Origin of the sequence: Saccharopolyspora gloriosae (genome assembly GCF_022828475.1) — a bacterium.
Classification (GTDB): Bacteria; Actinomycetota; Actinomycetes; order Mycobacteriales; family Pseudonocardiaceae; genus Saccharopolyspora_C; species Saccharopolyspora_C gloriosae_A.
Genome location: NZ_CP059557.1, coordinates 5187164 through 5212168, shown reverse-complemented (window position 1 = coordinate 5212168; position 25005 = coordinate 5187164). Strand labels below are relative to the sequence as shown.

The following is a 25005-nucleotide window of genomic DNA, read 5'->3' as shown; positions in this document are numbered from 1 at the left end:
CGCGAAGCGCCGCCGAATCGGCTAGTCGGGGAGCCGAACCGGGAACCTGCCCCCGTGGGGTGTGCGGGCGCGCAGCCGCGCCCGGAGTCCGGGTCGCCCTGGAGCACCTCTTGCGTACTCGGTAGGCGGCCGACAACGAAGGAGCTATGCGCGACGTGGCGTCGCACCGATTGAAGCGCACGATGCGCGGAGCGCTGGCGGCTTCGGCGGTACTCACCGCCGTCAGCATGACCTCCGCGCCGGCGATCGCAGACCCCAACCTCCCCGACAACGCCTCGGACGCGGCCAAGCAGGTGCGGGAACTCTCGCACCAGGCCGAAGCCGTCACCGAGGAGTACAAGAAGGCCGAGGACGACCACGCGGCCAAGAAGGCGGAGCTCGACCGGTCCACCGCAGAGGCGGACCAGGCCGAGCAGGTCGCCAACCAGGCCAGAGCCGAGGAAGAGCGCTTCCGCGGCCAGGTCGACCAGCTGACCACCGCCTCCTACCAGGGCGCCCGGCTGAACAAGCTGTCCGCGCTGCTGGTCAGCGAATCCCCGAACGACTTCCTGGACCGCGCCTCGGCGCTGGACGTGCTGGCCAAGGACAACAACGACGCGATCAAGCAGTTGTCCGCAGCCGTGCACCAGGCCGAGGACGCGACCAAGCGCGCCGAGGACGCTCGCAACCGTGCCGCCCAGGCCGAAGCCGACGCCGCCCGCATCCAGGGCGAGATCGGCAAGAAGAAGGCCGACATGGACGCCCAAGTGGCCAAGGTCAAGGAGCACTACGCCGAGCTGAGCGCGGAGGACCAGGACTCACTGACCGGTGGCGGCGACACGAACTACCAGTCGCCCGGCGGCACCGGTTCGGCCGCCGAAGCGGTCACCGCCGCGCTGAGCAAGCAGGGCTCGTCCTACGTCTACGGCGCCAAGGGTCCGAGCACCTTCGACTGCTCCGGCCTGATGCAGTGGGCCTACAAGCAGGCGGGCGTGAGCATCGGCGGCTCGACCAAGTCCCAGGTCACCGAGGGCAAGAGCATCTCGGCGAGCCAGCTCCAGCCGGGTGACCTGATCTTCTACTACAGCCCGGTCAGCCACGTGTCCATGTACGTGGGCAACGGCAAGGCCGTGCACGCGCCCACCGAGGGCGACGTGGTGAAGGTCGACGACTACGACGACATCGCGAGCGTCTCCTCGATGCGCCGCGTCGTCGGCTGACAGCAGGATCCCGCCGACACGGCGGGGATCGTTCGTACGGCGAGGGCCGTCGTCCCCAGTGGACGGCGGCCCTCGCCGCGTGTGGGTGACCGGCCGCCGCTCGCGACGAGCCGCGCGCGGCGGCCCGACCTACGATCCGGCTCGTGCCTGGGGCTTCGAGGGGGTGGCCTGCGGCGGTCGCCGCCGCGGCCGCATTGGCCGTGGGCGCGTTCGTCCCGTTTCCCGCGCAGGCTCCGCCCACACCCGTTTCCGGGCTCCAGAACGCCTCCGTGGCGACCGTGGAGCAGGAATGGGAGGCGGTACTCCGGGACCGCGCCCGGGCGGTTCTCACGCGGAATGAGACGGCGTTCACCGCCTCGCTCGATCCGGCGGCTCCGGCGGACTTCCAACGCAGGCAGCGGGAGCTGTTCCACAACCTGGCCGAGGTGCCGCTGGCGGAGTGGGACTACGAGGTCCGGGCCGGCTCCGATGCTTCCGTGCGCTCGGCGAATCCCGACGTGGTGCTGCGCTACGCGCTCGCCGGAGTGGACGCGGTGCCCACCGAACGCCCGATGGGGTTCGCCTTCACCCGGCGCGACGGGCGCTGGTTCGTCAGCGACGACGCCCGCGCCCGCGGTCAGGAGTGGCGCGGCCCGTGGGACTTCGGGCCGTGCCGGGTGCGGATCACCCCGCACGGCGTGATCATCGGGCACGACGGCACCGAGGAGCTGGCGGATCGGCTGGCGGGCGAGCTCGATTCGGCGGTGGCCGCCGTGACCGACGTGTGGGGGCCGGACTGGCGGCGCCAGGTGGGCGTGCTGTTGCCGCGCTCCCAGGAGGAGCTGCGGGAGCTGGTGGGAGCCGAGTTCGCGGTGGACGGCATCGCCGCCGTCGCGGTCGCCGACGAGGTGAACATCGCCTCGCGGCACGTCGAAGGCCCCCGCGTCGTGTTCAACACCGCGACGGCGGACCGGCTCTCGGACACCTCGCTGCGCGTGGTGCTGCGCCACGAGATGACGCACGTGGCGGCGCGGGCCGACACCGCCGACGGTGCGCCGATGTGGCTGCTGGAGGGATTCGCCGACTACGTCGGCTACCGCGGCAGCGGCTTGTCGCCGGAGCGGATCGCGCCGGACCTGGCACGCCAGGTCCGCACCGGTGAGCTGCCGGAGGGGCCGCCCGATGATCAGGACTTCCACACGTCCGGCCACGGCCTGGACGCGGCTTACCAGCGGTCGTGGTCGCTGGTCGAGCACCTGGTGCGGCGGGTGGGGGAGCCGAAGACCGTCGAGCTGTACCGCCGCATCGCCTCGGCGGGCACGCCGTCCGAAGTGGACTCGGCACTGCGCGAGCTCGCCGGGCTGTCCACGGCCGAACTGGTCGAATCCTGGCGAACCGAGCTCCACGACCGCTTCCGCTGACCCGGACGCGCGAAAGCCCGTGGTGATCGAATCACCACGGGCTTCCGGCGTCGCGTCGAACGAGGAGCTCGGCAGCTCTCGCGGAGTCCGCTGTTGATCTGTTGATCCGCGTCTCGTCAGCGGCGAAGCCACGAGGCTCCGCTACCCGGACATCAGGTCATCCGAGGAACGAAGATCAGGTGTAGATGGCTTCGATGTCCTGGGCGTGGTTTTCCGCGACCTTGTTGCGCTTGAGCTTCATGCTCGGAGTCATCTCGCCGGTGGCCTCGGTGAAGTCCTTGGGCAGGATGCGGAACTTCTTGATCGCCTCGGCGCGGGAGACCGCCTTGTTGGCCTCGTCGATCGCCGACTGCACGTCCGCGTGCACCTCGGGGTCGTCGACGAGTTCGGTCACCGGCGTGTCGGCGGAGCGGTTGTGGTTGCTCAGCCAGGCGGGAAGGAACTCGGGGTCGAGGGTGACCAGCGCGCCGATGAACGGCTTCTTGTCGCCGACGACCATGCACTGGCTGATCAGCGGGTGCGCCCGCAGGTGGTCCTCCAGCACCGCCGGGGCGACGTTCTTGCCGCCCGCCGTGACGATGATCTCCTTCTTGCGGCCGGTGATCCGCAGGTAGCCCTCGTCGTCGAGGGAGCCGAGGTCGCCGGTGTGGAACCAGCCGTCCTGCAGCGAGTCCTTCGTGGCGGTCTCGTTGTTCCAGTACCTGCGGAACACCACGTCGCCCTTGACCAGCACTTCGCCGTCTTCGGCGATCTTGATGCTGGTGCCGGGGATCGGCTTGCCCACGGTTCCGATCTTGAAGCCCTCTTCGACGTTGACGGCCGCCGCGGCCGTGGTCTCGGTGAGCCCGTAGCCCTCCAGCACCGGTACGCCGACGCCGCGGTAGAAGTGCGCGAGCCGGTCGCCCAGCGGCGCTCCGCCGGAGACCGCGCCCAGGCAGCGGCCGCCCAGCGCGGCGCGCAGCTTGCCGTAGACGAGCTTGTTGAACACGAAGTGCTTGGCGCGCAGGCCCAAGCCGGGGCCGCCGGCGTCGAGCGCCTGGCTGTAGGCCACTGCGGTGTCCTCAGCGGCGTCGAAGATCCGGCCCTTGCCGTCGCCGTGGGCCTTCTGCTTCGCGGTGTTGTAGACCTTCTCGAACACCCGCGGCACGGCGAGGATCAGCGTCGGGCGGAACGAGCCGAGGTCGCTGACCAGTTCCTTCACGTCGCCGGTGTGGCCGAGCGTGGTGCGCGAGTAGACGCAGGCGGTGGCGATGGCGCGGGCCAGCACGTGCGCCATCGGCAGGAACATCAGCATCGAGTTGCCCTGCCGCAGCAGCTGCGGGAACACGCTCACGTCGCCGCGGACTTCGGCCAGCAGGTTGCGGTGGCTGAGCTCGCAGCCCTTGGGGCGGCCGGTGGTGCCCGAGGTGTAGATGAGCGTGGCGAGCTCGTCGGCGCGGACTTCGCGGCGGCGCTCGTGGGCGGTCTGGTCGCTCACGTCGGCGCCGAGCTTGGTCAGCTCCTCGACGGCGTCGGCGGCTCCGGCTTCGCCGTCGATCTGCCAGATGTGGGCGACGTCGGGGAGTCCGGCGACCACGCTGTCGAGTTCGGCGCGGTGGGCCGAGGTCTCGACGAAGACGGCGCGTGCCCCGGAGTCGGTGAGGATCCATTCGGCCTGGTCGGCCGCGGACGTCTCGTAGATCGGGACCGTGACGCAGCCTGCGGCCCAGATGGCGAAGTCGAGCAGCGTCCACTCGTAGCGGGTCCGCGACATCAGGCCGATTCGGTCGCCGTGCTGCAGCCCGGCGGCGATGATCCCCTTCGACACGGCCAGGACCTGCGTGGCGAATTCGGCGGCCGTGACGTCGACCCAGGTGCCGTTGATCCGGCGCCGGAAGCTCACGGTGCCACCGAAACGTTCCGCGTTGGCCCACACCATGTCGGTAAGGTTCTCGTCTTCGGCCACGGCCTCAGTGGCAGGGACGCTGAACTCTCGCACCTTGAAAACCTCCGATGGAACACGAAATGTGCGCACAACCTAACGCTGATAGTTACCGAGCGGTAGTCCCGAGTTATTAGTTACGAAACTGATTCGGCTCGTTTCGTACCGCTCGCCCGCAGCCTGCCACGCCGGGACCGGCGGCGCACCGGTGCCCGGCGGACTCGTTTCCGCCGGTGGCGAGGATCATGGCAGGCTGTCGCGTATGCCCGCGATCGACGCCATCGAGGAGACCTTCCGCGGCCCGCCACGGGGTCCGGTATTCGCCTGGCAGATTTGTGGTGAGGAGTAGTCGTGCGCGTGCACGTGGTGTCCGATGTCCATGGCAACGCCGAGGCCTTGAAAAGGGCAGGCGACGGCGCCGACGCGCTGCTCGTGCTCGGCGACCTGATCGACTTCGTCGATTATCACGAACACGGCCGCGGCATCCTGGGCGCGGTGTTCGGAGCCGAGAAGGTCGCGCACTTCGCCGAGCTCCGCCGCGGCCACCGCGGTTCCGAGATCGGCGCCTACGCGCGATCGCTGTGGGCGTCGCTGGACGATCCGAAGCAGGTCGTGCGCGAAGCCGTCCGCGAGCAGTACGCGACGCTGTTCGCCGCGATGAGCGCCCCCACCTACGCGATCGCGGGCAACGTGGACGAACCCGACCTGTGGCCGGAGTTCGCCCGCGACGGCGTGCACTTCGTCGACGGCCGCAGCGTCGAGATCGGCGGCCTGCGGTTCGGATTCGTCGGCGGCACCGTGCTGTCGCCGGGCGGGGTGCTGCGCAAGGACGCCGCGTGGGTGCCGTACCTGCGGCCGGAGGACGAGTACAACGCCGCCGTCGCCGACCTCGACCCGGTGGACGTGCTGTGCACGCACCTGCCGCCGGCCGTCCCGGAACTCGTCTACGACGTCATCGCCCGCCGCCCCGAGCACGGCTCCGCGGCGCTGCTGGAGCGCATTCACCAGGACCGGCCGCGATGGTCGCTGTTCGGGCACGTGCACCAGCCGCTGGCGCAGCGGGTCCGCATCGGGCGTACCGAGTGCGTCAACGTCGGGCATTTCAAGCGCACCGAACGCCCCTACGTGCTGCGGTGGTGACGAGCACCCGCACCGATGAAGATCACGAATGGTGGAGTGCGATAACACTCGCCCGCCGGTCGCGCCGAGGGTGGGCGCCGCCCTGTAATCTGCGCGGCATGGTCGATCAGTCCACGCACTCCATCGTGATCCAGGCAACCCCGGCCGAGATCATGGCGGTGATCTCGGACTTCGCCAGCTATCCGGAGTGGGCGGAGGCGGTCAAGGAGACCGAGGTGCTCTCCACGACCGAGGCGGGCCAGGCCGAGAAGGTGCGTTTTGTGCTCGACGCGGGAGTCGTCAAGGACACCTACGTCAACGTCTACGAGTGGGCCGCGGACGGGCTTTCGGTGAGCTGGACCTTGTCCGAGGGCCAGGTGCAGAAGGCGCAGCAGGGCAGCTACCGGCTCCGCCCGCAGGACGACGGCACCGAGGTGACCTACAGCCTGGCGGTGGACCTGGCGATCCCGATGATCGGCATGTTCAAGCGCAAGGCCGAAAAAATGATCATGAACACCGCGCTCAAAGAGCTCAAGCGCCGGGTCGAACCCGAAGCCTGAGCCCGGCCCCGCCCGCGGCCGGTTCGAGGGCGGCGTCCGCGGACATACTCGCCCGCAACGCGGTGGCAACACGGTTCCAGTACCGAACAGGAGACCCCGGATTCCCTCGATCCGGGTGCGGCGTCCCCGCAATCCCGGCGCTGATCAGCCATGATCAATGCAGCCCCGTTCCCGATCCCCCAGAGACCGCCCTTGCGCATCCTCTTGTTCACCGGAAAAGGCGGCGTCGGCAAGACGACCCTTGCCGCCGCGACCGCCGCGCGCTCGGCCGAGCGCGGTGAGAAGGTCCTGGCGGTCTCCACCGACCCGGCGCACTCCCTCGGCGACGCCTTCGGCGCCGCGCTGACCGGCGAGCCCCGCGAGGTCGAGCTCCGCAGCGACCCGGGATCCGGCAGGCTCGCCCGGCTGCACGCGGCGGAGGTGCAGACCCTCGGGCTGCTCGACGAGGCGTGGACGGAGCTGCGCGAACACCTGCGCACGATGCTGCTCGGCGCGGGGATCAGCGAACTCGACGCCGCGGAGCTGACCCTGCTGCCCGGCGTCGAGGACCTCCTGGCGCTGGCCGAGGTGCACCGGCTCGCCGAGAGCGGCCTGTGGGACACCGTGATCGTCGACTGCGGTCCCACCGCCGAGACCCTGCGGCTGCTGGCGCTGCCCGAGTCGCTGTCCGGCTACCTGGAGCGGCTGTTCCCCACGCACCGCCGCATGGTGCGCGGTCTGCTGGCCGGGGTGGCGGGCAGCGAGAACGTGGACCGCTGGGACGCGGTGGCCGACGCGCTGGGGAGGCTCGCGGACCGGTTGCGCGCGTTGCGGAGCATGCTGCTGTCCACGGGCACCGGAGTCCGGTTGGTGCTCACCCCGGAAGCGGTGGTGGCCGCCGAGACCAGGCGCACGCTGACCGCGCTGGCGCTGCAGCAGATCAAAGTGGACGGGCTGGTCGTCAACCGGCTGGTACCGCATCCGGGTTCGGCGCGCGGGGAAGCGGCGAACTGGATGCGGACGCGCCGCAAGGAGCAGGACGAGGTGCTCGCCGCGATGCGGGCCGCCACGGAACTGCCGCTGCGCACGGTGCTGCACCGCGCCGCGGAACCGGTCGGTGCGGCGGCGTTGCTGGAACTCGGCGACGAGCTCTACGCCACCGACGATCCGCTGCCGGGCGGTGCGAGCGCGCCCGCGATGGAGCTCGGCGGTGGTGGACGATCGCTGGATTCGGAGTACACGTTGCGGTTGGCGTTGCCACTGCACGACGACGCCGAAGTGGATCTGGCGCGGATCGGTGACGAGCTCGCGATCACCGTCGACGGCAGGAGGCGGCTGATCGCGCTGCCCGCCGTGCTGCGCCGCTGCACCGTGATCGGCGCGGTGGCGGGTGACGACGGACTGGTCGTCTCGTTCCGGCCGGATCCCGAGCAGTGGATGCGATGAGGCCCCTACCAGTGGATGTGGTGGACCAGATGCGAGGTGAACATCCCGATCCCGCAGGGACGGGTACGGCGACCGCCGGTGGCGGAGCGTCTGAGGAGTCGCCCGATGGGGACGCGGCCGACACCGGACGGGATCGGGTGTCCGAGGAGTTCCGCCTGCTGCTCGACGCGGCCGCGTGGCGGGCCGAGGAGTACCTGCGCGGTGTCGGTGGAGCCGAGCATTCCGCGCACGCCGAGCATTCGTCGGCGGAACGCCCTGAAGCGGGCCGTTCTGACGAGCAGCGGGCCGGTTCGGCGACCACGTGCGGCTGGTGCCCGATCTGCGCGGTCGCGACCCTGCTCAGGGGCGAGCGTCCGGAACTGACGTCCCGGCTCACCGAGCAGCTAGCGGGGCTGATCGACCTGCTGCGGGAGTCCCTCGCCGAGCACCGCCGCCCGCACGCCGAACCCGCGGCCGAACCGGGAGGTCCCGGAGCCGCCGAACCGGGCGCGCCGAAGGTGCAGCGGATCGATGTGCGCCGCGTGCGCGGCCGCGCCGCCGCGCACGTTCCGGACGGCGCCCGGGCCGCCGCGAGCGGGGAGTCCGAGTGCTGACCGTCGGGGTCGACATCGGCGGCACCAGCCTGCGCGCCAGTGTCGTCGACCCGCACGGCACCGTGCTGGAGACGCTGCGGGTGCCGTCCGCGGGCACCGGTCCCGAACTGGACTCGGCGATCGCCGACACCGTGCTGTCCCTGGCCGACCGGTACCCGGTGGCGGGAGTCGGGCTCGCCGTCGCCGGATTCGTCAGCGAGGACCGGCGGGTGGTGCGGTTCGCGCCGCACCTGCCGTGGCGGCACGAGGCCGTGGCCGACAACATCGCCGCCCGCGTCGGCCTGCCGGTGGTCCTGGAACACGATGCGAACGCCGCCGCGATCGCGGAGCAGCGCTTCGGCGCGGCCGCCGGAGCGAAGGTCGCCGCGCTGGTCGCGCTCGGCACCGGCATCGGCGGCGCGCTGGTGCTCGGCGGCGACGTGTTCCGCGGCGCGCACGGCGTCGCTCCCGAACTCGGGCACCTGCGGCTCGTCCCGGACGGCCGGGCCTGCCCCTGCGGGAAGCGGGGCTGCTGGGAGCGCTACTGCAGCGGGACGGCTTTGGCCACCACGGCGCTGGAGATGCTCGCCGAGGACTCGTCGTCCCCGCTGGCCGCGGAGGCGGCCAAAGATCCCGGCGAGATCACCGGTGAACGGGTCGCGCAGGCCGCCGAGCAGGGCGATCCGGTGGCGTTGCGCGCGGTGGCCGAACTCGCCCGCTGGTTCGGCGAAGGACTGGCCCTGGTCGCGGACGTCTACGACCCCGAGGTCGTCGTCCTCGCAGGCGGTGTGTCCGGCTCGGCGCACCTGTTCCTGCCGGAGGCCCGCCGGCACTACGCCGCGGCGATCACCGGCGCCGGACACCGCCCGCTCGCCCGGGTCGCGGTGGCCGAGCACGGCGACGAAGCAGGAATCATCGGAGCCGCCACCCTCGCCAGGGAGCACATCGACGCCACCGCGCGAACCACCGGGCGCCGCTGAACCACCCGGACACCGAAGCCGGGGAGCCGGTCAGAGCTGGGCGCCGTCGTCCGGTGGAGATTTGCGCATGCGGAACAGGAGCCAACCGATTCCGGAGCTCACCGCGACCAGGCCGATCGGCAGCGCGGCGGTGGCGCCCAAACCCACCAGACCTGGCACGAGCAGCAGGGTCATCCCGAGCACGACCAGGGTGATGCCCCCGATGGTCGTGACCGTCGGCTTGGGCATCGGCGGTGGTTCCGGCGGCTCGTAGTGGCCCTCGTCGGGGGCGTCGGCGGGCGGCGTCCAGTCCCGCGGCGCCGACTCGACGACCTCCGGCTCGGCCGGTTGTTGCGGGGTGTCGGAGCTGGTGCGCGTGGTCTCCTCGGGCCAGCGCGCCATCGGCTCGTCCCGTTCCAGGCCGGCGACGATCTCGGCGAAGGCCGCGTCGATGTCCTCGGGGCCATCGGCGTTCTCATGACGCGTGCTCATGCTGGTTCCTCGACGCGCTCGCGGTGGATCCGGTGGACGAACTCGACGCTACCGGCGAACACCGCAGGCGCGTCGTGGTCGAGGGTCGCCACGTGGAAGCTGTCCCGCAGGACGACCTCGGTGACGTCGCCGCTTCGGATGCCTTCCAGCACGATCCGGGAGTTCACGGGCTCGACGACGTGATCGGTCGCCGAGCGCATCAGCAGCACCGGCTGCCGCACCCGGCCCAGGTCCCGGCGCACCGCCCGCCACAGCTGCTGCAGGCTCGCGGCCGCGCGCAGCGGCGTGCGGTCGTAGCCGATTTCGACGGCTCCGGGTTTGGCGATGTCGCCTGCCACTCCGGCGATCGACGGCACGACTCGGGACAGTGCGGGCAGCAGGAACGCGTCGCGGCGCAGTGTCGTCACCGACGGGTTCACCAGCACGATTCCGGACAGCTCCGGGTGGTTCTGCGCGAGCCGCAGCGTCAGCGTGCCGCCCATGGACTGGCCGAACACGAACACCGAGCGACACCGTCCGCTCAGCTCCGCGAGTGCCCGGTCGACGGCGGCGTACCACTCGTTCCAGCCGGTGCGGTTGAGGTCCCGCCAATCCGTGCCGTGGCCGGGAAGCCGGGGACAGCGCACCGTGATCCCGTCGGCGGCGAGGTGTTCACCCCAGTCCCGCATGCTCTGCGGAGTACCGGTGAACCCGTGGCACAGCAGCACACCGATGTCATCGGACCCGTCGTGCACGAACGGTTCGGCGCCGGGAAGAACGGGCACCGCAGCCTCCCTACCGCATCACTCCGCCGCTACTCGTTCATCGTCGCACGCGAGCACGCTCCGCGGGGCGATCTCCAGCCGCCTGATCCATCTCACCGGGGTCGCATTGTGCGCGGTGACCGGGCTCCGTAACCTTGAACGAGGCATTCCGGGTGTTCAGAAAGGCAGCGACGCGTGCTGTACTGGGTGATGAAGCGCATTTTGCTCGGTCCGCTCATGAAGCTGTTCTGCCGTCCACAGGTCAAGGGCGTCGAGCACGTGCCGGAATCCGGTGCGGCGATTCTGGTCAGCAATCACGTCGCGGTCGCCGACTCGTTCTTCATGCCGCTGATGATGCCGCGGCGGGTGACGTTCCTGGCCAAACGCGAGTACTTCACCGGCACCGGGCTCAAGGGCAAGCTGCAGAAGTACTTCTTCTCCGGCGTCGGCCAGGTGCCGATCGACCGTTCCAGCGGCGCCGCCGCGCAGGCCGCGCTGGACACCGGAGTGCGACTGCTGCGGGAGGGCAAGCTGCTCGGCGTGTACCCGGAGGGCACTCGTTCCCCCGACGGCCGGCTCTACAAGGGCAAGACCGGCGTGGCGCGGATGGCGCTGGAGGCCGACGTGCCGGTGATCCCGATCGCGATGTACGGCACCGACAAGGTCAATCCGATCGGTTCCAAGATGTGGTACCCGCACAAGGTCAAGGTGATCGTGGGTGAACCGCTGGACTTCTCCCGCTACGAAGGACTGGCGGGTGACCGGTTCGTGGAGCGCTCCATCACCGACGAGATCATGTACGCGCTGATGGAACTCTCCGGCCAGGAATACGTGGACGTCTACGCCTCGAAGGCCAAGGACGATCTGGCGGCCGAGGGCAAGCACGTCGCGGGCTGGACCGTCCAGAGCCGCCCCGACGAGTCCGGCGGAGCCGATCGCGTTCCCCGCTCCCAAGCGGGCTGAACGAACGCAGCACACCGCTTCCCGGGCCGACGAGACCGGGGCGGGCCTTGGGCGGGAAACGGGCTCTTTACGCTGGAACCGTGCGGTTCTTCTACGACTGTGAATTCATCGAGGACGGTCAGACCATCGACCTGGTGTCGATCGGGGTGGTGGACGAGACAGGCCGGGAGTTCTACGCCGTGTCCACCGAGTTCGACGAGTCACGAGCCGGGCAGTGGGTGCGCAGGAACGTGCTTCCGCAGCTGCCGCCGCCCGCGGACAAGTCCTGGCGTTCCCGCGGCCGGATCCGCGACGACCTCTACGAGTTCTTGACCGCACGCGATCAGGACATCGAGCTGTGGGCCTGGCTGGCGTCCTACGACCACGTGGCGCTGGCGCAGTTGTGGGGCGCGATGCCCGCGTTGCCGTCGCGGATCCCGAAGTTCACCAGGGACCTGCGGCAGCGCTGGGAGGACGTCGGCAAGCCGCGGCTGCCGTCCGCTCCGGCCAATGCCCACGACGCGCTCGCCGACGCACGCCACAACCTCACCCGGTGGAAGATCATCGAGGACGTGCAGCGCAAGCGCGGCTTCCCCCTGTGATCGTTGCGGGGCGTTCGGCCCCGTTGCCGTTGTCCGGGTGATCCGCCGCTGAACAGGCGTTTCGATCGCCCGGGTGGGCACGTCGTCCGATTTGTCGCCCGGTCGGAGTACTTGCTGCACCGATACAGCCCGTGACAGGCTCCCCACGAGATCCAGATCACTGTGGAACGGATCAAGGGAGGCGGCGACGATGCCGGCTGGAACGCGTATCGGGGTGTTGACCGGAGGCGGTGACTGCCCCGGGCTGAACGCGGTGCTGCGCGCGGTGACGCGCAAGGGCATCGCGGTGCACGGGCACGAGATCGTCGGGTTTCGCAACGGCTGGCAAGGGCCGTTGGAGGGCAACACGATGCCGCTCGGGCTGAACGCGGTGGAGGACATCCTCGCCCGCGGCGGCACGATCCTCGGCTCGTCGCGCACGAACCCGTACAAGGAGCCCGACGGCATCGAGCGGATCAAGCGCACCCTCGCCGAGCACGAAGTGGACGCGCTGATCGCGATCGGCGGCGAGGACACGCTCGGGGTCGCCGAACGGCTCACCCAGGACGGAGTTCCCGTCGTGGGCGTGCCGAAGACGATCGACAACGACCTCGACGCCACCGACTACACCTTCGGCTTCGACACCGCGGTGCACATCGCCACCGAGGCCATCGACCGGCTGCGCACCACCGCCGAGTCGCACCACCGGGCGCTGGTCGTGGAGGTCATGGGCCGCCACGCCGGGTGGATCGCGCTGCACGCCGGACTGGCGGGCGGTGCGAACGTGATCCTCGGGCCGGAGAAGCGGTTCAGCGTCGACCAGGTCTGCGACTGGGTGCGGCAGCGCTTCGAACGGCAGTACGCGCCGATCATCGTCGTCGCCGAGGGCGCCATCCCGCAGGACGGGGAAGAGGTGCTGCAGACGGGGGAGACCGACGCGTTCGGCCACGTCCGGCTCGGCGGCGTCGGCACCTGGCTGGCCGACGAGCTGTCCCGGCGCACCGGCAAGGAATCCCGCGCGGTGGTGCTGGGCCACACCCAGCGGGGCGGCACGCCCACCGCCTACGACCGGGTGCTCGCGACGAGGTTCGGGCTGCACGCCGTGGACGCGGTGAGCGAGGGCGCGTTCGGCAAGATGGTCGCGCTGCGCGGCACCGACATCGTGCGGGTCTCGCTCGCGGAAGCCACCGCGAAGCTCAAGACGGTCCCGCTGTCCCGCTACGCCGAAGCCGAGATCCTGTTCGGCTGACGCCCGGACCAGGACCGACGTCCGCCGCCCCTCCGGGAACTCGCCGGAGCGGGCGGCGTTCGCGTCGCGGGCGGCGGGTGCCGCCGGCGGGTGAATCGATTCGTGCTGCGGGTGATCGACGTGCGTTCCGTCTCTCCCGGCTGAAAATCACTGGCCAGCACGGCCTATCCTGGCAAATGTGAATTGGACCGTCGATGTTCCGGTTGATGAACTGCCGGAACTTCCTCCGCTGCCCCCTGAGATGCGCGCCCGCCTGGACGAGGCGCTGACGCTGCCCGCCGCACAGCAGCCCGAGTGGCCTGAGGAACAGGTCTCGAAGGTCCGCAAGGTGCTGGAGAGCGTGCCGCCGGTGACCGTCCCCTCCGAGGTCGACCGGCTGCGCGGGCAGCTCGCCGCGGTCGCGCGCGGTGAGGCGTTTCTGCTGCAAGGCGGAGACTGCGCGGAGACCTTCGCGGACAACACCGAGCCGCACATCCGCGGCAACATCCGCACGCTGCTGCAGATGGCGGTCGTGCTCACCTACGGCGCGAGCATGCCGGTCGTCAAGCTCGGCAGGCTCGCCGGGCAGTACGCCAAGCCGCGCTCCAGCTCGACCGACGCGCTCGGCCTGCCCAGCTACCGCGGCGACATGGTCAACTCGCTGGTCGCCACCGAGGCGGCCCGCAAGCACGACCCGTCCCGGCTGATCCGGGCCTACGCCAACGCGAGTGCGGCGATGAACCTGTCCCGCGCGATGACCAGCGGCGGCATGGCGGCGCTGGCGAAGGTGCACGACTGGAACAAGGACTTCGTGCTCAACTCGCCCGCCGGGGAGCGCTACGAGTCGGTGGCGGCGGAGATCGACCGGGGCCTGCGCTTCATGGCGGCCTGCGGGGTGGACGACTCCAGCCTGCACGCGGTCGACCTGTACGCGAGCCACGAGGCACTGGTCCTGGACTACGAGCGGGCCATGCTGCGGCTGGACACCTCGCAGGGCACGCCGCGGCTCTACGACCTGTCCGGCCACTTCCTGTGGATCGGGGACCGCACGCGCCAGCTCGACCACGCGCACATCGCGTTCGCCGAGCAGATCTCGAACCCGATCGGCCTGAAGATCGGCCCGTCGACCACGCCCGAGATGGCCGTGGAGTACGTGGAGCGGCTCGACCCGAACCGCGAAGCGGGCAGGCTCACGCTGATCAGCCGGATGGGCAACGGCAAGGTGCGCGACCTGCTGCCGCCGATCGTGGAGAAGGTCACCGCCGCCGGGCACCAGGTGGTGTGGCAGTGCGACCCGATGCACGGCAACACCCACGAGGCCAGCACCGGTTACAAGACGCGGCACTTCGACCGCGTCGTCGACGAGGTGCAGGGCTTCTTCGAGGTGCACCACCGGCTCGGAACCCACCCGGGCGGCATCCACATCGAGCTGACCGGTGAGGACGTCACCGAGTGCCTCGGCGGCGCCCAGGACATCTCCGACACCGACCTCTCCGGCCGGTACGAGACGGCCTGCGACCCGCGACTGAACACCCAGCAGTCGCTGGAGCTCGCGTTCTTGGTCGCGGAGATGCTCCGCAGCTGATGGCGGGCCTGTCGTTGTTCTCGTTCGCGCAGGTGTCCGGGTAGCGGAACCTCCGCGGCTCCTTCGCTGCGGTGTCGATTCCTGATGCGTGTCCGGCGCACGGCGAAATCCCGGGGCCGTGCCGCTGTCCTCGGGAAATCGTGAGAACCGCCGGTGGTCGGCTTGCCGAGCCGGGCACCGCCTGCTTCGCCGCTGCTAGGACGAGGACAACGAAACCGCGAGTGCACGCCTGAGCCGACGAAGATCAAGGCGGCCGCGACGCGGATACCGGCGGGCCGGGGTGACTTTCACCCCGGCCCGCCGTCGTGCGTCGGGGTGCATCGTTGCGGGAATGGGATGTTCGCCCGATTCGCGGCGGGCAGAGGCGGGGCCGAAGGAGCGGTGGTTCCGTTCGCCGTGCCGTCTGGGCCGGACGGGGGTATCCGGCGGTCATTTCCGAGTCGGTTTGTTTCCGTGTGTGTTTCTGTGGTCACCCTCCGAAAGCGGACCGGAGGTGTCCGCGCTGAACCTGGTCGTATTGCTAGTCATGCACCCTTGACGGTGACTGTAGCCACAAGATAAACAAACTCGGTCAGATGAAAGCGGACCGATTCGGGCATCGGAATCGGGGTCGAGACCGGAGGCCGCCTGGGTGTACGCGCGTGAACGCCAGCAGCTCATCGTCGAGCGTGCGAGGCAGGAGGGCCGCGTCGACGTGACCGGACTCGCGGGGGAGCTTCAGGTGACCCCGGAGACGATCAGACGGGACCTGACCGTGCTCGAAGAGCACGGACTCCTGCACCGCGTGCACGGAGGTGCGATCCCGGTGGAGCGGTGGAGCTTCGATCCGCAGCTCTCCGCCAGGGAGAACGTGATGGTCGCCGAGAAGACCCGCATCGCGCGGGCCGCACTCGGTGAAGTGCCCGCCGAGGGAGCCATCCTCATCGAGTCCGGGACCACGTGTGCCCGGTTCGCCGAACTGCTGCCCGCCGACCGTCCGCTGACCGTGATCACCGACAGTTTGAGCATCGCCGTCTCGTTGGCGGCTCGGCCCAACCTGTCCGTGCTCACCCCCGGCGGACGGGTGCGTGTGACCACCAACGGCGGCGTCGGATCCTGGGCCGCGCAGCGATGGCGCGAAGTGTTCGCCGACGTCGCATTTCTGGGCACCGATGGGATTTCCCTGCATCGGGGCCTGACCACTCCGGATCAGAACTCTGCGGAGATCAAAACACTGATGTTGCGCGGGGCGCGACGACGGGTCCTGCTCGCGGACCACAGCAAGATCGGCCCGGTCTCGCTGCACCGGTACGGCGAACTCTCCGAGGTCGACGTGCTGGTCACCGACACCGGGCTGGACCAGGGCATCGCCGAGGACATCGAGGCGATCGGCCCGCAGGTGGTGCGAGCGTGAGCAACGGCAGAAAGGGATGCCGATGAATTTCGGCAGGAAATGGTGGTCGCTGGTCGCCATGATGGCGGCGGTGCTGCTCACCGCGAGTTGTGCGGGAGCGGGGGCGATCGGTTCCGGCGACGGGCGCCGGGTGCTGCGGGTGGCGGTGGTGTCCAACCCGCAGATGGAGGACATGCAGGAACTCGCCGGGGAGTTCGAGAAGCAGCATCCGGACGTGCGGGTGCGGTTCATCTCGCTGCCGGAGAACCAGGCGCGGGACAAGATCACCCAGTCGGTGGCCACCGGTAGCGGCCAGTTCGACGTGGTGATGGTCAGCAACTACGAGACTCCGATCTGGGCGGCCAACGGCTGGCTGCACGACCTGGATCCGAGGATGACCGCGACTCCGGGCTACGACAAGGACGACTTCATTCCGTCCATCCGGGATTCGCTGTCGTACCAGGGGCACATGCACGCGGCCCCGTTCTACGGCGAGACTGCGCTGTTGAACTACCGCAAGGACCTGTTCCAGCAGGCCGGGTTGACGATGCCGGAGAACCCGACGTGGCAGCAGGTGGCGGACATGGCCGCGAAGCTCGATGACGACGCCAACGGCCGGGCGGGCATCTGCCTGCGCGGGCTGCCCGGGTGGGGCGAGGTGATGGCCCCGCTCAACACCATGATCAACTCTTTCGGCGGCCGTTGGTTCGACCCGCAGTGGAACGCGCAGCTCACCTCCCCGGAGGTGCGCGAGGCAGCGAACTTCTACGTCGACCTGGTGCGCGAGCACGGCGAGCCGGGCGCGTCCAGCAGTGGCTTCAGCGAATGCCTCACCGAATTCGGCCAGGGCAACGCGGCGATGATGTTCGACTCGACGTCCTCGGCGGGCACCTTGGAGGACCCGAAGGAGAGCAACGTCTCCGGCAAGGTCGGCTACGCGAACGCTCCCACCGGCCCCGGCGGCAAGCCGGCGAGCTGGCTCTACACCTGGGCGCTCGCGGTCCCGAAGACGACCGAGATGTCCGACGACGCCTGGGACTTCATCGCCTGGTCCACGTCGAAGAACTACCTGCGGACCGTCGGTGAGAACCTCGGCTGGCAGAACCTGCCGCCCGGTAGCCGCCGGTCCACCTACGAGATGCCGGAGTACAAGAAGGCCGCCGCGGCCTTCGGCCAGCAGACCCTGCACGGCATCAGCCGCGTGGACCAGACCAGGCCGAGTTCCCAGCCCACGCCCTACGAGGGGTTGCAGTTCGTGCGCATCCCCGAGTTCGTCGACCTCGGCACCCGAGTGAGCCAGCAGATGTCCGCTGCCATCTCCGGGGCCAAGACCGTCGACGAAGCGTTGGAGCAGGCGCAGCAGTACGCCGAGACAGTGGGGGAGAACTACCGGCCATGACCACTGCTGAGATGACCGCGGCCAAGGGAGCCACCCTCAGTCGCAAGGAGAAGTGGTCCCGCCGGGGGCCGTTGCTGCCCGCGTTGATCTTCACGATCATCATCACGCAGGCCCCGTTCCTCGCGACGATCTTCTACTCGTTGCACTCGTGGAACCTGCTCAACCCCGGTTCGTGGGGCTTCACCGGGCTGTCGAACTACGTCGACGTGTTCACCGACAGCGAGTTCTACACCGCCGCGCTGAACACGGTGATCGTCACCGTCGGATGCGTGCTGGTGGCGCTGGTGTTCGGCCTCGGGCTCGCGCTGCTGCTGGACCGGCCGTTCTTCGGGCGCGGCGTGGTGCGCACCATGCTCATCACCCCGTTCCTGATCATGCCGGTCGCCTCCGCGCTGCTGTGGAAGACGAGCATGCTCGACCCGACCTACGGGCTGGTGGACGCCGTGCTCGGCCCGATCGGGCTCGGCGGCATCGACTGGGTCGGCGAGTACCCGATGGCCTCGGTGCTGGCCGCGCTGGTCTGGCGCTGGACGCCGTTCATGATGCTGATCATCCTGGCCGGTTTGCAGAGCCAGCCGCGGGACATCCTCGAAGCTGCCCGGATGGACGGCGCGAGCAACTGGCAGACGTTCCGCTTCATGACGCTGCCGTTCCTGCGCCGCTACATCCAGCTCGCGGGGCTGCTGGGCTCCATCTACGTCGTGAACACCTTCGACGAGATCTTCATGATGACCCAGGGCGGTCCGGGGATCGCCACCACCAACCTGCCGTTCTACCTGTACCAGCGGGTCTTCCAGGGCTTCGACGTCGGCCAGGCGGCCGCGCTCGGTGTCGTGGTCGTGATCCTGACCATCATCGTGGCCACCTTCGCGTTGCGCGCGATCTTCACCGCCATTTCCGGCAAGGAGGTTTCGGAATGAAGCGCCGCGCGGGAGGGACCGCACTGACGATCATCGCCTGGGCGCTCGGGATCATGTTCGTGTTCCCGGTGTTCTGGATGGTGCTCACGTCGTTCAAGCAGGAAGCCGACGCCTACACCGACACCCCGACGTTCGTGTTCAAGCCGACGCTGGACCAGTACAAGCTGGTCTTCGACGGCGGGCTCGGGCCGTACCTGGCCAACTCGCTGATCGCGACCGTGGTGTCCTGCCTGCTGGTGGTGGCGCTGGCCGTTCCGGCGGCCTACGCGCTGTCCATTCGGCCGGTCAAGGGCACCAAGGACGCGCTGTTCTTCTTCATCTCCACCAAGATGCTGCCGGTCGTCGCGGCGATCGTGCCGATCTTCGTGGCGGCGCAGCAGATCAACCTGTTGGACAACGTGTGGGCGCTGGTGCTGCTCTACACCGGCATGAACCTGCCCATCGCCGTCTGGATGATGCGCTCGTTCTTCCAGGAAGTGCCCGCGGAGGTGCTGGAGGCGGCGAAGATCGACGGTGCCGGGCTGCGCACGGAGCTCACCAAGGTGCTGCTGCCGATGGTGGCTCCCGGCATCGCCGCGACCGCGCTGATCTGCGCGATCTTCGCCTGGAACGAGTTCTTCTTCGCGGTGAACCTGACGGCGATCAACGGGCCGACGGTGCCGGTGTTCCTGGTCGGCTTCATCACCAGCGAGGGCCTGTACTGGGCGCGGTTGTCGGCGGCGGCGACGCTGGCGGTGCTGCCGGTGGTCATCGTCGGCTGGATCGCGCAGCGCCAGCTGGTGCGCGGCCTGTCCATGGGTGCCTTGAAGTGATCGGTCCGGCTCGTTCGGGCCTTGAGTGAAGACGTGGCCGCCGGATGGCGACACCGATCGACGCGGCGGTGCTCGCCGTCGGCGGCCGCGACGGAGCGGGCCGGGTGGCCCCAGCGCCACCGGCCCGCTCTCCCATGACCACCGGTCCCCGGGCGTGTGACGTCCGGGAGATCTGGTCGAGGTGACGGTTTCGGCCGCCCGCCCAGGTGGGCGGCCGAGCGATCACCTCACGTCGGCACCCGCGGTCGCGGTGGAACTCACCGCGCACCCGGTGGCGGCTTGCAATGAGCTGGGCGCGACGCGTCCGCTTGGGGAGAGGCGAGAGGAAAGGATGGCCGGCATGCGTGCGGTCGTCGTCGAAGGTCCCGGCCAGATCACCGTGACCACGGTGCCCGATCCGGCTCCGGGACCCAACGATGTGGTGGTTGCGGTGGACGCCTGCGGGCTCTGCGGCACCGATCTTCACGTGGTGGACGGGGAGATCCCGGTGGTGAAATACCCGATCACCCCAGGTCACGAGCTGGCCGGGCGCGTGGTCGCGGTGGGAGGCGAGGTCAGCAAGCTCGCCGAAGGCGACCTGGTGGCGGTCGACCCGTCGCTGCCCTGCGGTGAGTGCCGGTACTGCCGCAAGGGCAAAGGCAACCTGTGCGAGCCGTGGCAGGCGATCGGCATCAGCTCCCCCGGTGGTGCCGCCGAATACGTGCAGGTGCAGGCCAAGAAGTGCTACCCGCTGCCCGCCGGAACCCCGGCCACCGCGGCGGCGCTGATCGAGCCGCTGTCCTGCGCGGTGCACGGGCTGGACAAGGTGCCGCACGACCTCACCGACGACGTGCTGATCTACGGCGCGGGCACGATGGGACTGCTGCTGGCCCAGCTGCTCAAGCGGGCGGGAGTCAACACGCTGTCCGTGGTGGACCGCAGGCAGGACCGGCTCGACGTGGCGGGGTCGATGGGCGTGAGCGCGGTGGCGACCGACGCGTCGGCGCTGGACAGCGACGGCTGGGACCTCGTCGTGGACGCGACCGGTGTGGTCGCCGCCATCGAGGACGGTCTCGGCCGCGTCCGCAAGGCGGGCACCTTCCTGCAGTTCGGCGTCGCGGACGCGAAGGCGAGCGCGAACTTCTCCCCGTTCAAGGTCTACAACGAGGAGATCACCATCGTCGGTTCGATGGCGGTGCACAACAGCTTCGACCGCGCGCGGGACCTGCTGGTCTCCGGTGCCGTCGACTCGGACACGATGATCACCAACACCGCGGGCCTCAACGACTACGCGTCCGCGCTGGAGGAGTTCCGCACCGGCGCCGGGCTCAAGACGCAGGTCCTGCCCTCCGCGTGAGGTTCCGCCACCGCCCGGCCCACCCCCGTCCGGCCGGGCGGCGGCGGACCTTCCGCTCGAGTTCCCCGCGACGGGGTCAGTCCTTGGCGGTGGAGTTCTGGATCGCCGAGCTCGGCAGGGTCGAACTCCGTGCGGAAGCGGAGATCTCCGGGATGCCGTCGAACGCGGCAGGCTCGCCGTCGCCGCGGCGGAAGCGGTTCAGGCCCAGCGGGTCGAACCGCACCAGCGACAGCCCGGCGAGCATCGCGGCGCCGATGCCCACGGCCACGAACGGCCAGTTGTACATCGCCTGCTCCCCGTCCGGGTAGTAGGCGAGCACCAGCACCACCGAGAACCCGACCACGTAGGACAGTGCGCGCGGCGTCCACTTCAACGCGCAGCCCAACGCCAGACCCCAGGTCAGGTACCAGGGCAGCACCACGGGCGACAGCAGCGCGGCGGCCAGCAGGCCGATCGCGGCGCGGCGCACGGCCGTGGTTCCGCCGTCCTGCGCCCGCCACCACTGCCAGATCAGCACCACGGCCAACGCCAGCGAACCGAGCGTGCGGCCGACGTTGACGAACGGCCCGCGATCCACTTCGACGAACAGCGATACGAGGCTGTGCACGGCCTGGCCCACGCCGGTCGGAGCGGACAGGTAGTTCACGATCATGCCGGGAGCCGAGAGCGCGGACAGCCAGCCGAAGCCGACCTTCGCCAGCGCCATGCACGCGGCGAACACCGGAACGAAGATCGCCAACGAGGCGGTGCCCGCTCGCAGCAGGCGCTCCAGGCGATTGCCCGGCATCCGGGCCGCCCAGATCCACACCAGGAACGGCAACGCCACCCCGGCGGTCGCCTTGATCGTCATCGCCAGCGTCACCAGCGCGATGCCGCCCGCGTGCTTGCCGCGCAACATCAGCAGGGTGCCGAGCGCCAGCAGGCCGATCATGAGCATGTCGTTGTGCGGCCCGCCGACGAGGTGCACGACCGTCATGGGGCTGGCCGCGGCGAGCCACAGCGCCACCGGTAACCGGCCCCCGAGTTCCCTTACCAGACCCGGCAGTGCGAAGATCAACATGACCAGCCCGCAGAGCAGCACCAGGCGCATCACGATGACGCTCGAGATCATGCCGTCGCCGGCGATCAGGATGACGCCCTTGGCGATGCCCATGAACAACGGGCCGTACGGCGCGGGAGTGGTCTGCCAGGTCGGATGCACGTTGTCCGGGATGGGGCCGGTCAGCGTCGAGGGACCGACCGAGTAGGGATCGATCCCGTGCAGCGCGAGCAGTCCCTGGCCCAGATAGCTGTAGACGTCCCTGGTGAACAGCGGCGGCGTGATCAGCATCGGCAGGATCCACGCGGCCGTGGCCGTCAGCACTCCGCGCGAGTCGACCAGTTGCGCCAGCACTCCGCGGCCCAGCCGCACCCACGCCCACACCAGGACGCCGAAGCCGGTGTAGAGCACGGCCAGCGCGAGATCCCGGCCGTGGCCATAGCGCATCGCCGACAGCGGCCCGGAACCCAGGATCGGATCGTGCACCAGAACTCCGGCACCGCCGAACGAACCCGCCAGCAGCAGTAGCGAACCGATCGCCCCCAACGCGATGGTCCGCAGCGGTAATCGCTTGCGCGGGGGCTCGAACCGGGTCCCGGGGAGCCGGTCGGGCGATCAGGACTCTGGGCGGCGGCGTCGGCACCGCGCCGGGACCGGTGGGTCTCGTCGGCGGCGCTCAGTTGGCTGGATGGACTCGGCGGCATCGTGCGCACCATGTTTCCACACGGCGATCAGCCACCGGGCGAGACCACTCTCGGTTGACCACTTCGTGATCAACCGGGAGCGGGTTAACGTGTGATCAAGTTGCGATCACAGTGCCGTGACGCCCACAGCCGAGCCGGGTTCGACCTTGCTACCGGGCAGCGGCAGCTGGCCGATGATCAAGGCGTCCGGCCGCTCGAAGAACGAGTGCACTTCGATCTGCAGGCCGAGCGCGGCGAGCTCCTGCTGCGCCTCCTGCGTTCCCTTGCCGTTGAGGTCCGGGACGGTGACCGCGTTCGAGAGCACCACGCCCACCCGAGGCTTCCCGGACAGCTTCACGACGGTGTCCGCCGCCGGATCGGTGGAGATCACATGATCGGCCTCGACGTTCGAGTCGAACTGCCTGCCCGCCTCGTACGGCTCGAAACCGGCCGCGCTGAGCGCCGCGAACGCTTCGTCCTTGCTGGCTCCGGTCACGTCCGGCACCGGCACCGGCGGCGGCCCCTTGCTCACGATCAGCCGCACCGGCGAGCTGATCGCCAGCTCGGTGCCCGGCCCCGGATCGACGCCGAGCACCGCGCCTTCCGGTACGGACGCGTCGTACTGGTCGGCCGAGGTGTCCCGTTCCGGTCGCAGCGACGCGCCGCGCAACGCCTGCTGCGCGTCGTCGACGCTGGTGCCCGGCGCGATATCGGGGACCTTCGGCTTGCCCGAGGACACCACGAGCTCCACGGACTGCCCGCTGAGGATCCGCGAGCCCTGATCCGGCGAAGAGCTGATGACGATGCCCGCGGGCACGTCGTCGTTGAGCTGGCGGGTGATCTCCGGAGTGAGGTCCGCGCCGCGCAGCACCTGCGACGCCAGCTCCTCGGTCTCACCGGTCACCCGCGGTACCTGGATGTAGCGGCCGCTGCCCATCCACCACGCGGTGCCCCCGAGTAGTCCCGCGATGACCAGGATCACCATCGTCCACAGCGCGAACCGGCGGCCGCCGCGCTTGCGTTCCCGCTCGTGCAGCTCGGCGGGCGACGGGCGGACCGCGGCGATCTCGTGGGTGGTCTCCTCGTCGGCCGGGCGCGGCATCGCGCGGGTGCCCTGCGGGCCTGCGGAGTGGTCGTACGGCGCGGTCGGTTCCGGCACCGACGCCTCCGTGATGGGCGCGATCCGCTCGGTCGGCGGCCCGCCCGCTTCCGTGGAGACCATCTCGGTCCGCTGCTCCGAGACCGGCACCGGCACCGATACCGGGCGCAGTCCCAGTTCGCCGCTGATCCGCTCCAGCTCGCGCAGGAAGGCCGCGGCGTCGACGGGCCTGCCCGCCGGGTCGCGGCGCGTCGCGCGCAGCACCAAGTCGTCGATCGCGGGCGGCAGCTCCGGGGTGATTTCGCTCGGCGGCGGAACGTCGGAGTTCACGTGCTGGTAGGCGACCGACAGCGCGGTGTCCCCGGTGAACGGCGGACGGCCGGTCAGCAGCTCGTAGAGCACGACCCCGGCGGAGTACACGTCGGTGCGGGCATCCGCGTCACCGGTGGTGACCTGCTCCGGGGACAGGTAGGCGACGGTGCCGAGGATGACGTTGCCGGTGGTGCTGCCCGCGGAGGCGGTCGCGCGCACCAGCCCGAAGTCGGCGACCTGCACTGAGCCGTCCAGCCCGACCAGCACGTTCTCCGGCTTGATGTCCCGGTGCACCATGCCCGCGTGATGCGCGGCGGACAGCGCCGACAGCATCGGGCGCAGCACGCCCACCGCCATCGGCAACGACAGCACGCCCTGGTCCAGCAGCACTTCCCGCAGCGTGCAGCCCTCCACGAGCTGCATCACCAGGAACACGTGGTCGCCGTCGATCTCCCGGTCCACGCCCTGGTCGTACACGGCCACCACCGCGGGATGGTGCAACCGGGCGGCGGAACGGGCCTCCAGCTCGAAACGCTCCACGAACGACGGGTTCGCCGAGTAGTGCGAATCCATCACCTTCAGCGCCACCGGCCGGTCCAGCCGGGTGTCCAGTCCGCGGTAGACGACGGACATGCCGCCGCGCGCGATCACCGAGTCCACCCGGTAGCGGCGCTCCAGCATGGCCCCGACGAGCTCCGTTCCGCGTCCGGGTCGTGTTTCAGGAGTCATGGTGTGTGTCCGCCAACCGCAGGGATGTCGCTTGCCTGCGACGATTGTTCCAGGAGTCACCGACCGTACCTGCGCCCGGTGCGCAGCGGGGTGCCGTTCGGTCGCAGAGGGCGCCCGGTGGGTATCGGACCGTATCGATGATGACCCTTCCGGGGCACGCTCCCGATGCGTGGTTGTGGCATCGTGTTCAAGGTGAGTGCTATCCCCGCTGCCCCGGATGTGCTTGCTCCTGATGTGGAGATGACACCGCTGCCCGACGTCGCCGAACGTCTGGGACTTGTGGTCACCCGGGTGCACCAAATGATCCGTGACGGACACCTGCTCGCCATGCGCCGCGACGGCATTCTCGTAGTGCCCGCCGCGTTCCTGGGCGAGACGGCGGTCGTGAAGGGGCTGGGTGGCACGATCACCCTGCTCCGGGACAACGGCTACAACGAGGACGAGATCCTGACCTGGCTGTTCACCCCCGACGACACGCTGCCGGGCACGCCGATCGACGCGCTGCGCGGCGACCGCGGGCGTGAGGTGAAGCGAAGGGCGCAGGCTATGGGCTTCTAGGCCGCGGTTCGCGGGAGGCC

At 69.8% G+C, this 25005-nt stretch carries 22 protein-coding genes; 17 read left to right on the top strand and 5 right to left on the bottom strand.

The features are described from left to right. Positions 1-146 precede the first annotated feature (146 nt). On the top strand, positions 147-1199 hold the full coding sequence (locus H2Q94_RS22720; RefSeq protein WP_243789214.1) for a C40 family peptidase: 1053 nt from the start codon (positions 147-149) through the stop codon (positions 1197-1199). A 143-nt stretch (positions 1200-1342) separates the two neighbouring features. Then, positions 1343-2599 carry a basic secretory family protein gene (locus H2Q94_RS22715; RefSeq protein ID WP_243789213.1) on the top strand — a complete coding sequence of 419 codons (1257 nt, stop codon included), beginning with the start codon at positions 1343-1345 and terminating at the stop codon, positions 2597-2599. A 175-nt stretch (positions 2600-2774) separates the two neighbouring features. Here H2Q94_RS22715 and H2Q94_RS22710 read toward each other — a convergent pair whose 3' ends face one another. Then, the gene (locus H2Q94_RS22710) at positions 2775-4577 is read right to left on the bottom strand and encodes an AMP-dependent synthetase/ligase (RefSeq protein ID WP_243789212.1); all 1803 of its coding nucleotides are present in this window, start codon (positions 4575-4577) and stop codon (positions 2775-2777) included. A 294-nt stretch (positions 4578-4871) separates the two neighbouring features. Here H2Q94_RS22710 and H2Q94_RS22705 point away from each other — a divergent pair, with 294 nt between their 5' ends. From H2Q94_RS22705 to H2Q94_RS22685, 5 genes are all read left to right on the top strand, one after another. Next, positions 4872-5660, top strand: a complete 789-nt coding sequence (locus tag H2Q94_RS22705; RefSeq protein ID WP_243789211.1) for a metallophosphoesterase family protein — start codon at positions 4872-4874, stop codon at positions 5658-5660. Positions 5661-5758: 98 nt separating this feature from the next. Then, the gene (locus H2Q94_RS22700; RefSeq protein WP_243789210.1) at positions 5759-6199 is read left to right on the top strand and encodes an SRPBCC family protein; all 441 of its coding nucleotides are present in this window, start codon (positions 5759-5761) and stop codon (positions 6197-6199) included. Between the two features lie 192 nt (positions 6200-6391). Beyond that, a complete protein-coding gene (locus H2Q94_RS22695; protein ID WP_243789209.1) occupies positions 6392-7624 on the top strand; it encodes an ArsA family ATPase in 1233 nt (410 codons plus the stop codon). 29 nt (positions 7625-7653) lie between these two features. Beyond that, on the top strand, positions 7654-8217 hold the full coding sequence (locus tag H2Q94_RS22690; protein ID WP_243789208.1) for a hypothetical protein: 564 nt from the start codon (positions 7654-7656) through the stop codon (positions 8215-8217). Beyond that, entirely contained in the window at positions 8211-9176 is a 966-nt protein-coding gene (locus H2Q94_RS22685; RefSeq protein WP_243789207.1) for an ROK family protein, read from the top strand. The genes H2Q94_RS22690 and H2Q94_RS22685 overlap by 7 nt, the downstream gene beginning before the upstream one ends. Positions 9177-9206: 30 nt before the next feature. On the opposite strand, the gene H2Q94_RS22680 is transcribed toward H2Q94_RS22685, so the two are convergent. Together H2Q94_RS22680 and H2Q94_RS22675 are read right to left on the bottom strand one after the other, a co-directional pair. Then, positions 9207-9647, bottom strand: a complete 441-nt coding sequence (locus H2Q94_RS22680; protein ID WP_243789206.1) for a DUF308 domain-containing protein — start codon at positions 9645-9647, stop codon at positions 9207-9209. Further along, complete coding sequence (locus H2Q94_RS22675; protein ID WP_243789205.1) at positions 9644-10411, bottom strand: alpha/beta hydrolase; 768 nt, start codon at positions 10409-10411, stop codon at positions 9644-9646. The genes H2Q94_RS22680 and H2Q94_RS22675 overlap by 4 nt, the downstream gene beginning before the upstream one ends. Positions 10412-10585: 174 nt before the next feature. On the opposite strand from H2Q94_RS22675, the gene H2Q94_RS22670 reads away from it, so the two are divergent. From H2Q94_RS22670 to H2Q94_RS22630, 9 genes are all read left to right on the top strand, one after another. Continuing rightward, positions 10586-11353, top strand: a complete 768-nt coding sequence (locus H2Q94_RS22670; RefSeq protein WP_243789204.1) for a lysophospholipid acyltransferase family protein — start codon at positions 10586-10588, stop codon at positions 11351-11353. An 80-nt stretch (positions 11354-11433) separates the two neighbouring features. Beyond that, positions 11434-11934 (top strand): polyadenylate-specific 3'-exoribonuclease AS, encoded by a 501-nt coding sequence (locus tag H2Q94_RS22665; protein ID WP_243789203.1) that lies wholly within the window; start codon positions 11434-11436, stop codon positions 11932-11934. 190 nt (positions 11935-12124) lie between these two features. Next, on the top strand, positions 12125-13162 hold the full coding sequence (locus tag H2Q94_RS22660; RefSeq protein WP_243789202.1) for a 6-phosphofructokinase: 1038 nt from the start codon (positions 12125-12127) through the stop codon (positions 13160-13162). Positions 13163-13340: 178 nt separating this feature from the next. Next, entirely contained in the window at positions 13341-14726 is a 1386-nt protein-coding gene (locus H2Q94_RS22655) for a class II 3-deoxy-7-phosphoheptulonate synthase (protein WP_243789201.1), read from the top strand. Between the two features lie 631 nt (positions 14727-15357). Continuing rightward, positions 15358-16119, top strand: coding sequence for a DeoR/GlpR family DNA-binding transcription regulator (locus tag H2Q94_RS22650; protein WP_243789200.1), 762 nt, complete (start codon positions 15358-15360; stop codon positions 16117-16119). A 22-nt stretch (positions 16120-16141) separates the two neighbouring features. Next, positions 16142-17497: an ABC transporter substrate-binding protein gene (locus tag H2Q94_RS22645; protein ID WP_243789199.1), complete on the top strand. Its 1356-nt coding sequence runs from the start codon at positions 16142-16144 to the stop codon at positions 17495-17497. Then, the gene (locus H2Q94_RS22640) at positions 17494-18417 is read left to right on the top strand and encodes a carbohydrate ABC transporter permease (protein ID WP_397545371.1); all 924 of its coding nucleotides are present in this window, start codon (positions 17494-17496) and stop codon (positions 18415-18417) included. Before H2Q94_RS22645 ends, H2Q94_RS22640 begins: the two co-directional genes overlap by 4 nt. Continuing rightward, positions 18414-19229: a carbohydrate ABC transporter permease gene (locus H2Q94_RS22635; RefSeq protein WP_243789198.1), complete on the top strand. Its 816-nt coding sequence runs from the start codon at positions 18414-18416 to the stop codon at positions 19227-19229. The genes H2Q94_RS22640 and H2Q94_RS22635 overlap by 4 nt, the downstream gene beginning before the upstream one ends. A 340-nt stretch (positions 19230-19569) precedes the next feature. Continuing rightward, on the top strand, positions 19570-20565 hold the full coding sequence (locus H2Q94_RS22630; protein WP_243789197.1) for a zinc-dependent alcohol dehydrogenase family protein: 996 nt from the start codon (positions 19570-19572) through the stop codon (positions 20563-20565). A 76-nt stretch (positions 20566-20641) separates the two neighbouring features. Here the strand turns inward: H2Q94_RS22630 and mptB are convergent, their stop codons facing one another. Next, the gene (mptB, locus tag H2Q94_RS22625; protein WP_243789196.1) at positions 20642-22150 is read right to left on the bottom strand and encodes a polyprenol phosphomannose-dependent alpha 1,6 mannosyltransferase MptB; all 1509 of its coding nucleotides are present in this window, start codon (positions 22148-22150) and stop codon (positions 20642-20644) included. 264 nt (positions 22151-22414) lie between these two features. Continuing rightward, entirely contained in the window at positions 22415-24427 is a 2013-nt protein-coding gene (gene pknB / locus H2Q94_RS22620; protein ID WP_243789195.1) for a Stk1 family PASTA domain-containing Ser/Thr kinase, read from the bottom strand. Positions 24428-24619: 192 nt separating this feature from the next. Here pknB and H2Q94_RS22615 point away from each other — a divergent pair, with 192 nt between their 5' ends. Next, positions 24620-24985: an Rv2175c family DNA-binding protein gene (locus H2Q94_RS22615; RefSeq protein WP_243795858.1), complete on the top strand. Its 366-nt coding sequence runs from the start codon at positions 24620-24622 to the stop codon at positions 24983-24985. Positions 24986-25005: the final 20 nt, after the last annotated feature.

Coding starts and splice junctions, on each gene's coding strand:
- H2Q94_RS22690 (WP_243789208.1), top strand. CDS start 7,654: ATGCGAGGTGAACATCCCGATCCCGCAGGGACGGGTACGGCGACCGCC.
- H2Q94_RS22645 (WP_243789199.1), top strand. CDS start 16,142: ATGAATTTCGGCAGGAAATGGTGGTCGCTGGTCGCCATGATGGCGGCG.
- H2Q94_RS22660 (WP_243789202.1), top strand. CDS start 12,125: ATGCCGGCTGGAACGCGTATCGGGGTGTTGACCGGAGGCGGTGACTGC.
- H2Q94_RS22720 (WP_243789214.1), top strand. CDS start 147: ATGCGCGACGTGGCGTCGCACCGATTGAAGCGCACGATGCGCGGAGCG.
- H2Q94_RS22640 (WP_397545371.1), top strand. CDS start 17,494: ATGACCACTGCTGAGATGACCGCGGCCAAGGGAGCCACCCTCAGTCGC.
- pknB (WP_243789195.1), bottom strand. CDS start 24,427: ATGACTCCTGAAACACGACCCGGACGCGGAACGGAGCTCGTCGGGGCC.
- H2Q94_RS22680 (WP_243789206.1), bottom strand. CDS start 9,647: ATGAGCACGCGTCATGAGAACGCCGATGGCCCCGAGGACATCGACGCG.
- H2Q94_RS22630 (WP_243789197.1), top strand. CDS start 19,570: ATGCGTGCGGTCGTCGTCGAAGGTCCCGGCCAGATCACCGTGACCACG.
- H2Q94_RS22635 (WP_243789198.1), top strand. CDS start 18,414: ATGAAGCGCCGCGCGGGAGGGACCGCACTGACGATCATCGCCTGGGCG.
- H2Q94_RS22700 (WP_243789210.1), top strand. CDS start 5,759: ATGGTCGATCAGTCCACGCACTCCATCGTGATCCAGGCAACCCCGGCC.